This window comes from Sphingomonas caeni (genome assembly GCF_026013415.1).
GTDB classification, from domain to species: Bacteria; Pseudomonadota; Alphaproteobacteria; order Sphingomonadales; family Sphingomonadaceae; genus Sphingomonas; species Sphingomonas caeni.
This window is the reverse complement of the sequence record NZ_JAPDOK010000004.1, coordinates 118,385-130,702: the sequence shown is the minus strand read 5'-3', so window position 1 is coordinate 130,702 and position 12,318 is coordinate 118,385. Positions and strand designations below refer to the sequence as shown.

At 67.2% G+C, this 12,318-nt stretch carries 17 protein-coding genes; 13 read left to right on the top strand and 4 right to left on the bottom strand.

The window, feature by feature from the left end; genetic code table 11:
• Positions 1-124 precede the first annotated feature (124 nt).
• The 7 genes from OF829_RS12160 to OF829_RS12130 all read left to right on the top strand — a co-directional run bounded on the left by OF829_RS12160 (position 125) and on the right by OF829_RS12130 (position 4,450).
• The gene (locus OF829_RS12160) at positions 125-697 is read left to right on the top strand and encodes a NifU family protein (protein WP_264940325.1); all 573 of its coding nucleotides are present in this window, start codon (positions 125-127) and stop codon (positions 695-697) included.
• Entirely contained in the window at positions 697-1,290 is a 594-nt protein-coding gene (locus OF829_RS12155; RefSeq protein WP_264940324.1) for a malonic semialdehyde reductase, read from the top strand. The genes OF829_RS12160 and OF829_RS12155 overlap by 1 nt, the downstream gene beginning before the upstream one ends.
• A 1-nt stretch (position 1,291) precedes the next feature.
• Entirely contained in the window at positions 1,292-1,924 is a 633-nt protein-coding gene (gene tsaB / locus OF829_RS12150) for a tRNA (adenosine(37)-N6)-threonylcarbamoyltransferase complex dimerization subunit type 1 TsaB (RefSeq protein WP_264940529.1), read from the top strand.
• A 5-nt stretch (positions 1,925-1,929) separates the two neighbouring features.
• Positions 1,930-2,397, top strand: coding sequence for a GNAT family N-acetyltransferase (locus tag OF829_RS12145; protein WP_264940323.1), 468 nt, complete (start codon positions 1,930-1,932; stop codon positions 2,395-2,397).
• Between the two features lie 134 nt (positions 2,398-2,531).
• A complete protein-coding gene (locus OF829_RS12140; protein ID WP_264940528.1) occupies positions 2,532-2,945 on the top strand; it encodes a MucR family transcriptional regulator in 414 nt (137 codons plus the stop codon).
• A 132-nt stretch (positions 2,946-3,077) separates the two neighbouring features.
• Positions 3,078-3,500, top strand: a complete 423-nt coding sequence (locus tag OF829_RS12135) for a Fur family transcriptional regulator (protein ID WP_264940322.1) — start codon at positions 3,078-3,080, stop codon at positions 3,498-3,500.
• Positions 3,501-3,568: 68 nt separating this feature from the next.
• Positions 3,569-4,450, top strand: coding sequence for a lysophospholipid acyltransferase family protein (locus OF829_RS12130; RefSeq protein ID WP_406701426.1), 882 nt, complete (start codon positions 3,569-3,571; stop codon positions 4,448-4,450).
• Between the two features lie 2 nt (positions 4,451-4,452).
• Here OF829_RS12130 and OF829_RS12125 read toward each other — a convergent pair whose 3' ends face one another.
• Complete coding sequence (locus OF829_RS12125) at positions 4,453-4,887, bottom strand: hypothetical protein (protein WP_264940321.1); 435 nt, start codon at positions 4,885-4,887, stop codon at positions 4,453-4,455.
• A gap of 87 nt (positions 4,888-4,974) precedes the next feature.
• Here OF829_RS12125 and miaB point away from each other — a divergent pair, with 87 nt between their 5' ends.
• Positions 4,975-6,294: a tRNA (N6-isopentenyl adenosine(37)-C2)-methylthiotransferase MiaB gene (gene miaB / locus OF829_RS12120; protein WP_264940320.1), complete on the top strand. Its 1,320-nt coding sequence runs from the start codon at positions 4,975-4,977 to the stop codon at positions 6,292-6,294.
• 13 nt (positions 6,295-6,307) lie between these two features.
• Here miaB and OF829_RS12115 read toward each other — a convergent pair whose 3' ends face one another.
• Both OF829_RS12115 and OF829_RS12110 read right to left on the bottom strand, forming a co-directional pair.
• A complete protein-coding gene (locus OF829_RS12115; protein ID WP_264940319.1) occupies positions 6,308-6,763 on the bottom strand; it encodes a surface-adhesin E family protein in 456 nt (151 codons plus the stop codon).
• Between the two features lie 63 nt (positions 6,764-6,826).
• Positions 6,827-7,336 carry a hypothetical protein gene (locus tag OF829_RS12110; RefSeq protein ID WP_264940318.1) on the bottom strand — a complete coding sequence of 170 codons (510 nt, stop codon included), beginning with the start codon at positions 7,334-7,336 and terminating at the stop codon, positions 6,827-6,829.
• 256 nt (positions 7,337-7,592) lie between these two features.
• Between OF829_RS12110 and OF829_RS12105 the strand changes: the two genes are divergently transcribed.
• The 5 genes from OF829_RS12105 (at position 7,593) to OF829_RS12085 (ending at position 12,009) form a co-directional block, all read left to right on the top strand.
• On the top strand, positions 7,593-8,594 hold the full coding sequence (locus OF829_RS12105) for a PhoH family protein (RefSeq protein WP_264940317.1): 1,002 nt from the start codon (positions 7,593-7,595) through the stop codon (positions 8,592-8,594).
• 158 nt (positions 8,595-8,752) lie between these two features.
• The gene (gene ybeY, locus OF829_RS12100; protein WP_264940316.1) at positions 8,753-9,259 is read left to right on the top strand and encodes an rRNA maturation RNase YbeY; all 507 of its coding nucleotides are present in this window, start codon (positions 8,753-8,755) and stop codon (positions 9,257-9,259) included.
• Between the two features lie 8 nt (positions 9,260-9,267).
• The gene (locus OF829_RS12095) at positions 9,268-10,167 is read left to right on the top strand and encodes a hemolysin family protein (RefSeq protein ID WP_264940314.1); all 900 of its coding nucleotides are present in this window, start codon (positions 9,268-9,270) and stop codon (positions 10,165-10,167) included.
• A 1-nt stretch (position 10,168) separates the two neighbouring features.
• Positions 10,169-11,539 (top strand): PQQ-dependent sugar dehydrogenase, encoded by a 1,371-nt coding sequence (locus OF829_RS12090; RefSeq protein WP_264940313.1) that lies wholly within the window; start codon positions 10,169-10,171, stop codon positions 11,537-11,539.
• Positions 11,539-12,009, top strand: a complete 471-nt coding sequence (locus OF829_RS12085; RefSeq protein ID WP_264940312.1) for a hypothetical protein — start codon at positions 11,539-11,541, stop codon at positions 12,007-12,009. Before OF829_RS12090 ends, OF829_RS12085 begins: the two co-directional genes overlap by 1 nt.
• On the opposite strand, the gene OF829_RS12080 is transcribed toward OF829_RS12085, so the two are convergent.
• Complete coding sequence (locus tag OF829_RS12080; protein ID WP_264940311.1) at positions 12,010-12,312, bottom strand: polyhydroxyalkanoic acid system family protein; 303 nt, start codon at positions 12,310-12,312, stop codon at positions 12,010-12,012.
• Between the last annotated feature and the right edge of the window lie 6 nt (positions 12,313-12,318).

The window sequence follows — 12,318 nt, the reverse complement described above, 5'->3', positions numbered from 1 at the left end:
AGGTCACCAATGAATGCGATGTGCGGGACCTTATGAAGCTGGCCCTGCGGCTCACGTCCCCGGGCAACCCAGCGTTTCGTGATGCGCGCTTGATCCGCGCGCCGCACGCGCCCACATGCACCCCATGCTGATCGAGACCGAACCGACGCCCAACCCGGCGACGCTCAAATTCATCCCCGGCCGAACCGTGATGGACGCCGGCACCCGCGACTTCGCGACTCCAGAGGAGGCCGAGGCCTCACCGCTCGCGGAGGCGCTGTTCACGCTCGGCGACGTGACCGGCGTGTTCTTCGGGCGCGACTTCATCTCGGTGACCGCGGGCCCCGGCGCCGAGTGGCGCGACCTCAAGCCCGACGTGCTCGGCATCCTGCTCGATCATTTCAGCGCGAACATGCCGTTGTTCCGCGCGCCCTCGGCAGGCTTCTCGGTCCCCGCCGAGGATGAGGATTTCGGCGACGATCCCGCCGACGCCGATATCGTCGCGCAGATCAAGGAGCTGATCGAGACCCGCGTCCGTCCCGCGGTCGCGAACGACGGCGGCGACATCGTCTATCGCGGCTTCCAGCAGGGCAAGGTCTTCCTCCAGATGCAGGGCGCCTGCTCGGGCTGCCCCTCCTCGAGCGCGACGCTCAAGAACGGGATCGAGCAATTGCTCAAGCACTATGTCCCCGAAGTCACCGAAGTGCGCGCCGTCTGATGGGCAAGCCGCTCGACGATTCGGGGCTCGACACGATCTTCCGCACCGCCCGCACCTATAACGGCTATGACGACACGCCCGTCACCGAGGCCGATATCCGCGCGATCTACGAGCTGCTCAAACTGGGCCCGACCTCGGCCAACCAGCAGCCCGCGCGCTTCGTCTGGCTGCTGAGCCAGGAAGGCAAGGACAAGCTCGCCGATCTCGCCAGCAAGACCAACGGCGCGAAGATCCGCAAGGCGCCCGCCGCGGTGATCATCGCGATGGACCTCGATTTCCACGAGCATCTGCCCTGGCTCTTCCCGCACGACCAGAGCGCGAAGAGCTGGTTCCCCAAGCTCGAGGACCGCCACACGCACGCCTTCCGCAACTCGACGCTCCAGGGCGCCTATTTCCTCATCGCGGCGCGGGCGCTCGGCTTCGATACCGGGCCGATGTCGGGCTTCGACAACGCCAAGGTTGACGCGGCCTTCTTTGCCGACCAGCCCAATGTGAAGTCCAACTTCATCGCGACGCTCGGCCATGGCGACCCCTCGACCATCTTCGGCAGGCACCCCCGGCCCGAGTTCGAGCAGTTCAACCGGATCGACTGAGCTGACCACCCTCGTCATCGAAACCGCGACCGCCGCCTGTTCGGTGGCGCTGATCCGTGGCGGCCAACTCATCGCCCAGCACCATGAAGTGGTCGGGCGCGGCCATGCCGAGCGGCTGGTGCCGATGATCGCCGATCTGCCGGACCAGGGCCGCGCGACCCAGATCCTCGTCGATGTCGGCCCCGGCAGCTTCACCGGTATCCGCGTCGGGCTCGCCGCGGCGATCGGGCTTGGCATCGGCTGGGGCGTGCCGGTGTCCGGCTATTCGTCGCTCGCCAATATCGCCGCCGCGACCTTCGCGCGCGAGACGGTGGCGGGGATGCTTGCCGTCGTGCTCGAAGGCGGGCACGGTGAGGTCTTCATGCAGATGTTCGGTCCGCCTCCGATGATGAATGCGAGCGCGCTCGAATCCTTGGCTCCCGACGCCGCCCGCGAGCGGCTCGGGGGACATCACGCCGTGGGCGACGGCCTGCGCTGGCTGGGCTTCGGCGACCCCCGCACCGCGCCGCGTGGGAGCCTTCCCCACGCCGCCGACGCGCTGCTGCTTCCCGAAGCGCTCCGAAGTCTTGCGCCGCGCCCCGTCTATGGCCGAGCCCCGGACGCCAAGACACTGGCGGAATTGGGCCGGGCGTGAGCCGGATGCTGCACCTGACCGAACTCCGCGCCGGGGGCCCGCAGGATCTTCCCCAGGTCAATTCGATCATGCAGGAGGCGTTCGACCCGCGTTACGGCGAGGCCTGGACCAGCTCGCAATGCATGGGGATGCTTTCGCTGCCGGGCGTTTGGCTCACCATCGCCGCGATGGACGACCGCGACGTCGCCTTCGCGCTCGCCCGGCAGGCCGTCGATGAAGCCGAATTGCTGCTGCTCGCGACACGCCCCGCCGCGCGCGGGCGCGGGATCGGCGGCGCCCTTCTCCGAACGGTGATCGAGGAGGCGCGGCACCGCGGCGCGCGCATGCTCCACCTCGAGGTACGCGCCGGGAACGAGGCTGTTCAGCTTTACGCAAGGGAAGGTTTCGCAAAGGTCGGCGAGCGCAAGGGCTATTATCGTGGGAAAAGCGGGCAAGTTTTTGATGGCCTGACCTTTGCGCGGCAAGTCGGCTAAGTCAGTTCACTGGTCGCGATTACTAGGTTAACGCTGAATGTTGCTTTACCGGCTTGCATTTGGTCCGTAATGGCCCGATAGCGCCGGAGCAGGCGATCGGCGATAGTCGCGCCGCCCGGGTCGAAAGGAAAAAGATGGATACGCAGGCTGACATTCAAGAAACATTGGTGACGCTGACTGCCGATATTGTGGCAGCCCATGTGAGCAACAACAGCGTTGCCGTCTCCGATCTTCCCATTCTCATTCAAAACGTCCACGGCGCGCTGGCCGGCCTTGGTGCCGCCGTAGCCGAGCCGGAAGCGAAGCAGGAACCGGCGGTGTCGATCCGCTCGTCGGTCAAGCCCGATTTCATCGTCTGCCTCGAGGACGGCAAGAAGCTGAAGATGCTCAAGCGTCACCTGATGACGCACTATCAGATGACCCCGGACCAGTACCGCGCCAAGTGGGGCCTGCCCGCCGACTATCCGATGGTCGCGCCGAACTATGCCGAGCAGCGCCGTACGCTCGCCAAGAAGATCGGTCTGGGCACCAAGCGCCGCAAGCGCTGAGCCCGATCCGGACCGAAGATCAAAGGCGGCCGGGGCGCGACGCCCCAGCCGCCTTTTGTTTGCCCCGCGACTCTTCCCCCGCTCCCGCATTGCCGTTAGAGCGGTGAGGCAACCTCCCCGGCGGAAGGACCCATGGGCCGCAGAATCGATCTCGAAGCGCTCTGCCACGAAAAGGGCCTGCGCATCACCGAGCAGCGTAAGGTGATCGCGCGCGTGCTTTCCGACGCCGAGGATCACCCGGATGTCGAGAAGGTCTATGAGCGCGCCTCGGCGATCGATCCGGGCATCTCGATCGCGACCGTCTATCGCACCGTGCGCCTGTTCGAGGAGGCAGGCATCCTCGACCGCCACGATTTCGGCGACGGCCGCGCGCGCTACGAGCCCGCGCCCGAAGCGCATCACGATCATCTGATCAATGTCGAGACCGGCCAGGTGATCGAATTCGTCGATCCCGAACTCGAGCAGCTCCAGAAGCAGATCGCCGAGCGGCTCGGCTTCCGCCTCGTCGATCACCGCATGGAGCTCTACGGGGTCGCGCTCGACCGGAAGGCATAGGGCTGTTGCCCGGAGGCTCACAAAAAGGCATAGGGCGGTTGCCCGGAGCCTCTGCAAAGACTCCGCGAGTGAGAATTTCACCCGAGGAACGCGCCCGCGTCATCGCCGGCGAGCCGCCCCGCATGACACCGATCGGCTGGACCCGGCTGTGGCTGCGCGTCGCGGCGATGGTGGTGGTCATCATCCTGATGGTGCCGTTCCACTATCTGTTCCGGCTGTTCCGCCTGCCCTCGCCCTGGCCCAAATGGTTCCTCGGCTGCGTCGCCTGGATCGTCGGCGCGCGGATCAAGCGGATCGGCGTGCCCTTGAAGCGCGACGTCTTCTACATCGCGAACCATTTGAGCTGGATCGACATCCTCGCGCTCGGCGGCACCAGCGGGACGGCGTTCGTCGCCAAGGCCGAGATCCAGACCTCGCCTTTGGTCGGCTGGCTCGCAGGGCTCAACCGCACCGTCTATGTCAAGCGCGAGAACCGTCTGGGCGTTGCCGACCAGATCAACCAGCTGCGCGACGCGCTCGCCGAGAATTGGGCGATCACCGTCTTCCCCGAGGGCACCACCACCGACGGCCAGTCGCTGCTGCCGTTCAAGACGCCGATGCTGCGCGTGCTCGAGCCGCCGCCGCCCGGCGTGCTCGTCCAGCCGGTGCTGCTCGACTATGGCCGCGTCGCCGAGGAGATCGGCTGGATCGGCGAGGAGAGCGGGGTCAACAACGCCAAGCGGATGCTGTCGCGCCGCGGCGCCTTCCGGCTGCGCGTGACCTTTCTCGACCCGTTCCACCCGCGCGACTTCCCCGGCCGCAAGGCGATCGCCGCCGAGAGCCGCCGCCGGATCGAGGAGGCGCTGATCAAGGCGCTCGGCAAGCCGCTCCGCCCCTTCGCCCATGATGTCGCGCCGGTGGCCTATGCGGCGCCCGAAGTACCCACCGAAGCGGCGGTGCCGATCGAATAGCCCTAACCCCGGTGCGCCTTCACGACTTCGCGCAGGCTCGCGATCGCCGCGGGCGCATATTCGCGGCGCAGCAGGAACATCGAATAGGCGCCGAAGCGGAGGCGATATCCTGGCGGGCTGCCCTCGACCGTGTCGAGATTGGCATCCTTGAGGTCGCTCCAGTCGTGGCGCCGGCTGCCCAGCCAGGATGAGATCACGATCCCATCGGGGCCCGCGCTCACGCGCTTGAGCACACAAACCCGCCACACCCCGAGCAGCGCGATCAGCCCGCCGCCCCATTTGATCACCGCCAGCGCCTTGCCCGGCCGCGCGCCCGCATCGATCAGCGCCAGCGGATCGGGCGCGTAGACGAACAGTGCCGCGCCGAACGCGATCGCCGCGCCGATGATCAGATAGAATAGCGGCCTGGGCCCGATCGAGACTGTGCCGTCGCGCATCGCCTTCCTCCTCCGGTTCGATCCGCCAGAGATGCGGCAGCGCGCGGGCTTATCCCAGACCATATTGATGGTATAGGCGCACCCATCATGACCACCCAAAAGTCCCCCGCTACCTTCCATATCAAGTCGTACGGCTGCCAGATGAACGTCTATGACGGCGAGCGCATGGCCGAGCTTCTGGGCAGCCAGGGCCTGACTGCGGCCGATGCGGCCGATGCCGATCTGGTGGTGCTCAACACCTGCCACATCCGCGAAAGGGCGACCGAGAAGGTCTATTCGGAAATCGGCCGGCTCAAGGTCCGCGACACCGCTCCCCCGCCGATGATCGCGGTCGCAGGCTGCGTCGCCCAGGCCGAGGGCGCCGAGATCGCACGCCGCGCCAGGATCGACGTTGTGGTCGGCCCGCAGGCCTATCACAACCTGCCCCGGCTCGTGGCGGAAGCGGCCAAGGGTGGCCTGGCGCTCGATACCGACATGCCCGCCATCGCGAAGTTCGGCGCGCTCCCGGCGCGGCGCAAGGTTGGCTCCAGCGCCTTCCTGACGGTGCAGGAGGGCTGCGACAAATTCTGCACCTATTGCGTCGTCCCCTATACCCGCGGCGCCGAGGTCAGCCGGCCGTTCGACGCGATCATCGACGAGGCCAAGGCCCTGGTCGATGCGGGCGCCAAGGAACTCACCTTGCTCGGGCAGAACGTCAATGCCTGGGACGATGACGCGGGCACCGGGCTGCACGGCCTGATCGTCGCGCTCGACAAGATCGAGGGACTGCACCGCATCCGCTACACCACCAGCCACCCCAACGACATGCGCGAAGGCCTGATCCGCGCGCATGCCGAGGTGGGCAAGCTGATGCCCTATCTCCACCTTCCCGTGCAGGCGGGCAGCGACCGAATCCTCAAGGCGATGAACCGCTCGCACACGCGCGACTCCTATCTCCGCATCCTCGACCGCGTCCGCGCCGCGCGGCCCGATATCGCGCTGTCGGGCGACTTCATCGTCGGATTCCCGGGCGAAACCGATGCCGAGTTCGAGGAGACGCTGAGCCTGATCGACGCGGTCCGCTACGCCGCCGCGTTCAGCTTCAAATTTTCCGCGCGCCCCGGCACGCCCGCGGCGGAGATGGACGGCATGATCCCGATGGCGGTGATGGACGAGCGGCTCCAGCGCCTCCAGGCCGCAATCATCCGCGATCAGACCGCGTTCAACGCGGCCACGGTGGGCCGCACCTGCCCGGTCCTGCTCGAGCGCCCCGGCCGCCAGCCCGGCCAGCTGGTCGGCAAATCGCCCTGGTTGCAGTCGGTCCACCTCACCACCGATGCGAAGATCGGCGACCTGATCGAGGTCGAGATCGTCAGCGCCGGGCCGAATTCACTGGGCGGCGTCGAAAGCGTGAAGGCGGCGGCCTAGCGCTGCATCCGTCCTAGCGCTTCTCGCGCAACTGCCGCCGCGCCTCGGCCATCGCCGCCGGCGTCGAGGCGCCGAGCCGGGGTGTGCCCGCGGCCGAAATGGTGCCGCTGCACACGAAATCGAGCATCGTCCCGCTGACGGCCTCCGGATCGGCATCGCGCCATTCGGGGCGCGCCGCCTCTTCGCGCACCAGAGCCCCGTCGGCATCGATCCCGCGGATCGAGACGCGGCGGTAGCGCCGGGCGGAGCAATCGAACTCATTGACCATCTCGAGCCCGGCCATGTTCTCCATATCGTCGCGCATCACATAGAGCATCCGGACCTTGATCGTGCCGCCCGCCTCCCGCGTGACGCTGTCGCGGTCGGCGAGGACCATCGCCCGGTCCTCGACATTGGTCACGACCGTCCAGTCGGTTGCGAACGCCGGCGTAGCGGCCAGCAGCGCGATGATTCCAAGCAGAAACCGCATAACCTCTCCCTGAATCCGGTTCACGCCAGCCTAACGGCCGACGGCTTCAGGTCCAGCACGGTTTCACGGATTGGCGCGGACGGTGGCCTCGGCCAGCGCGCGGGCGCCGGGCTCGGCGGCGGCGTTGTAGAAGATGCCGATATTGAGCGGCCGCCCGTGCGACTGGACCACCCACCAGCCACCATAGCCGGTCTCGAGTCCCTCGCCCGCCCGCGCGAACAGCCTGGGCGGGCCGGCCCAGGCCGGGCCGGCTTCATCGACCAGCGGAAGCTTTTGCTGCGCGGCAAGGCTGCGAAACTGCCCCGCAAAGTCCATCGCCGGGTTCCACGTCACCGCCGCATATCCCACCGCGCCCTCGCACCCCTCATCGGCCGAGCAATGCAGCTCGTAACGGCAGCTGAACCCGGTATCGGTCGCAACCTGGGTCTTGAGTTCGAACCCACCCGCCTTGGCCGGGCAGACCAGTCCGGACTTGTCGTGCCGCTTTCCGCCCTCGACATCGCTCCACTGCGCCTGTGCCGGCAGCGCCGCGAACGCTATCGCCAGGCCCGCCACCATGCCTGCAATCCGCATCGTCACTCCCTCTCGTTCACGCATCCTAACCCGATTGTGGCTGCGAAGACACGCCCCGATCTTTTGCGCATCGCCCCTATTTTACCCCTGTCCAGCCGCCATCGTCTCTGACAGAATCGCGTTCGGACATGCGCAACGCAAACCACCGCATCCGCGTTTTCGCCTTTCAGGGCCGCGTGTCTTTCTCGTTTCATCGACGCCCGGCAGACGGGGGACGGCGTGTCCCCGGCCGATGCCGCGACAGTGAAGGAGCCTCATGAGCCGCAAGCCGATTCCCGCCCAGATGGGCGACCGTTCCCGGGCCGAAGTCAATTTCGACAAACCCCATCTCCTGCCGCGGCTCTTCGGCGAATATGACAGCAACATCCTGGCGCTCGAGGAACGATTGGGCGTCTATATCCATGCCCGCGGCCAGCGCGTGCAGATCGAGGGATCGGCCGAGGCCGTCGCGCATGCCCGCGAGGTGCTCCAGGAACTCCACAGCCGGGTGATCCGCGGCGAGGATATCGACGCAGGCCTCATCGACGCGGTGATCGCGATGTCGAGCGAGCCGATGCTCACCGGCATCGTGCGCGCCGACAACGGCAACACGCCGCCGCCGATCATGATCCGCACGCGGCGCAAGACGATCATCCCGCGCTCGGTCGCGCAGATCGACTATATGCGCGCGCTCGTCTCGAACGACATGATCTTCGCGCTCGGGCCCGCGGGTACCGGCAAGACCTATCTCGCGGTGGCGCAGGCGGTCGCGCAGCTGATCACCGGCAGCGTCCAGCGCCTGATCCTGTCGCGTCCCGCGGTCGAGGCGGGCGAGAAGCTCGGCTTCCTCCCCGGCGACATGAAGGAGAAGGTCGATCCCTATCTCCGCCCCTTGTACGACGCGCTCCACGATTGCCTGCCGGTCGAGCAGGTCGAACGGCGGATCGCCAGCGGCGAGATCGAGATTGCCCCGATCGCCTTCATGCGCGGCCGCACGCTCGCGGACGCCTTCGTCATCCTCGACGAGGCGCAGAACACCACGCCGATGCAGATGAAGATGTTCCTGACGCGCTTCGGCCAGAACAGCCGCATGGTGATCTGCGGCGATCCCAAACAGACCGACCTGCCGGGCGGGCCGGCGGCATCGGGGCTGAACGATGCGGTCGCGAAGCTCGAGGGGATCGAGGGAATCGCGGTGTCGCGCTTCAGCTCGGCCGACGTGGTGCGGCACCCGATCGTGGGACGGATCGTGGAGGCCTATGAGGGGACGGATGGGTAAGATCTCCCACCCCCAACCGTTCGTGCTGAGTAGAGACCGAGTAGCTGCGAAGCAGCGTATCGAGGGCTCGTATCGAAGCATCTGGCTGGGCAACCACCTGTCCTTCGATACGCCATTTCGACAAGCTCAATGGCTACTCAGGACGAACGGGGTTAGGAATGCTTGACGTCGCCGCTCAGGCCGAGGGCTGGCCGGACGCGGATTGGGAGGCGCTGGCCGCCCGCGCGGCGACGGCAGCAGTAAGCCAATCGCCCTATGGCGAATGGCTCACCTCCCCCGCCACGATCGAGATCGCCGTCCGCCTTACCTCCGACGACGAGGTCCAAACCCTCAACGCGCAATATCGCCACAAGGACAAGCCGACCAACGTCCTCTCCTTTCCGATGATCCAGCCCGACCTGCTCGATACCGTCACCATGAACACCGATGACGGCGAGGTGATCCTCGGCGATATCGTCCTCGCGCACGGCGTCTGCGTGCGCGAGGCGGAGGAGCGCGGGATCGGCACCGCCGATCATGCCGCGCACCTGATTGTCCACGGCACCTTGCATTTGCTAGGCTATGACCATCAAGGAGATGCGGAGGCCGAGGTCATGGAGGAGATGGAGCGCGCCGCCATGGCCGATCTCGGCCTGCACGACCCCTATCCGGTACGCGAGGACTGAACACGATCATGCCCGAGGGCGACAGTAGCGGCGGCAGTGATTCCAGCCCCAGCATATGGCGGGGGCTGCGCATGCTCCTGTTCGGCGACAATCAGGAAACGCTGCGCGACCGCATCGAGGAGGCGATCGACGAGGTCGAGGACGAGGGGCGCAAGGCGCCCGCGGGCGATCTTGCCCCGGTCGAGCGCCAAATGCTGCGCAACCTGCTCCATTTCGGCGAGCGCGACGCGGGCGACATCGGCGTGCCGCGCGCGGACATCATCGCAGTCGACGAGGCGACCAGCTTCGCCGATCTGGTGAGGCTCTTCGCCGAGGCCGGCCATAGCCGCCTCCCCGTCTATCGCGGCGAACTCGATACCGTGGTCGGCATGGTCCATATCAAGGACGTGTTCGCGATCCTCGCCTCGCGCGCCAGGAAACCGGCCAGCATCGCCGAGCTGATCCGCCAGCCGCTCTACGTCCCCATGTCGATGGGCGCGCTCGATCTGCTCGCCCAGATGCGCGCCTCCCACACCCATCTCGCGGTGGTGCTCGATGAATATTCGGGGACCGAGGGTCTCATCACGATCGAGGATCTGATCGAGGAGATCGTCGGCGAGATCGAGGACGAGCATGACGAGGCCCCGCCCCAGATGCTCGTGCCGCTCGACGGCGGCGGCTGGGAAGCCGATGGCCGCGCCGAGCTCGAGGATGTCGGCGAGACGGTCGATGCCCGGCTCGCCGAGGTCGAGGAGGATGTCGATACGCTGGGCGGGCTCGCCTTCGTGCTCGCCGGGCATGTCCCCGAGCCGGGCGAATGCCTCATGCATGACAGCGGCTGGACGCTCGAAGTGGTCGAGGCGGATTCGCGCAAGGTAACGCGGCTGCGGCTTCATCCGCCCGCCGAACTGGCTGTGCCGGAGGAATGAGATGCTGCGCAAATATCTGAAGCACGCCCTGATCATCCTCGCCGCGCTGATCGTGCTCGGCGCGATCATCTTCTGGTTCCTCACCCGCCCCGATGTCGCGCGGCTGAGCGAGCAGGACGTCACCGGCGCGATCCCCAAGCTGGGCCAGGCGCGCCCCGCCACCATCCCGACGATGAAGGTCGCGCCCGTGGTCGGCTGGCAGGGCGGCGCCAAGCCGGTCCCGGCCAAGGGCCTCAAGGTCGCGGCGTTCGCGGGCGATCTCGATCACCCGCGCTGGCTCTATCGCCTGCCCAATGGCGACATCCTCGTCGCCGAGACCAATTCGCCGCCGCGCAAGGTGGGCGGGATCACGGGCATGGTGATGGAATCGCTGCTGAAGAAGGCGGGCGCGGCGAGCCCTTCCGCCAATCGCATCAGCCTGCTTCGCGACACCAATGGCGATGGCGTCGCCGACCAGAAGACCGCCTTCCTCACCGGGCTCAACTCGCCTTATGGCATGGCGCTGTTCGGCGACTGGCTCTACGTCGCCAATACCGACGCCCTGGTCCGCTTCCCCTACAAGGCGGGCGACACCGCGATCACCGCAAAACCGGAAAAGATCATCGACCTGCCCGGCGGCGGCAATCACTGGGCGCGCAACGTGATCGTCGCGCCCGAGGGCAAGAGCCTCTACGTCTCGGTCGGCTCCTCCTCCAACATCGCCGAGAACGGGCTCGACGCAGAAGGCGCGATCTATAGCGGCCAGGGCGGCTGGAAGGGCGCGCGCGCCGTGATCCTCGAAGTCTATCCAGACCAGAAGAATGCTCGCGTCTTCGCCTGGGGCATCCGCAACGCCAACGGCATGGCGATCGAGCCCAAGAGCGGAGCCTTGTGGGCGGTGGTCAACGAGCGCGACATGCTCGGATCGGACATGCCGCCCGACTATCTGACGCGCGTCGATCTGGGCACCTTCTTCGGCTGGCCGTGGAATTACTGGGGCGGCTATGTCGACAAGCGCGTCCAGCCCGAACGCCCCGATCTCGTCCAATATTCGCACCGCCCCGATTTCGCGCTGGGGCCGCACGTCGCGCCGCTCGGACTGACCTTCGCGGCCGACGCCAAGCTCGGGCCCGCTTTCGCCAATGGCGCATTCATCGGGCTGCACGGATCGTGGAACCGCGAACCGCTGTCGGGCTACACCGTCGTGTTCGTGCCGTTCGGCGATAACGGCTTCCCGGCCAAGGGCGTCAAGCCGGTGCCCTTCCTCACCGGTTTCCTCGACGACAAGGGCAATGCGCGCGGGCGTCCGGTCGGCGTGATCGCCGATGCGAGCGGCGCGCTGCTGGTCGCGGACGATGTCGGCAACACCATCTGGCGGGTGAGCGCAGAGTGATGCGCGCGCTCTGGGCGGCCGCCGCGCTCGGCCTGACCGCCGCCGCGCCGCCCGCCGACCTGACCCCCGCCGCGAGCTGCACGCTTCCGCGCGCCGAGACCGAGGCTGCGTTCAAGGCGCTCTCGCTGCTCGGAACCGAGGACGATACCGAAGCCGATGAACGCGGCACCATCTACAGCTTCACCGGCGGCGAGCTCTGGGGCGCCTCGCCCAAACACATCCGCCTGTCCGACTATGCCAACCCTGCCGCGGGCGACTATTCGCAAAGCTTTCAAACCGCCCCGACAGACGGCTTCGCCGCGACCCGCGCCCGCCTGCTCGCCGCCCATGGCAAGGCCCAATGCGACCGCGACACGGCGAGCGCCTGCGAACTGAGCCTCGCGCCCGACGGCGCCTGGTCGCGATCGGTCACCCTCACCGAAAGCGGCGGCGAGCTTCTTCTCGTCTGCACCTTCACCAAGCGCGGCTGATCATTTCAGCAGCTTGGGCGCCACGCTCAGCAATTTGTCGCGCACCCGCCCGCCGAGCAGCGCCAGCATCGGCGGCAGATCAACCTCGACGTGGACGCGCTTGTCGAACACGTCGATCCGGCTCACCACGGCCTGCCCCATCGCGCTCACGCTGAAATGGAGCGTGTCGCCCTCCCAGCGGTGATCGGCGACGCTCGCGCCCGGGATCATCTCGGCGAGCTTGCCCACCCCGCCCGCGATCCGCGCCCGCGCCGCTTCGCGGCCCAGCGAATGGGGAAGATCGACCTTGATCGGTTCGGGCACGCGCGC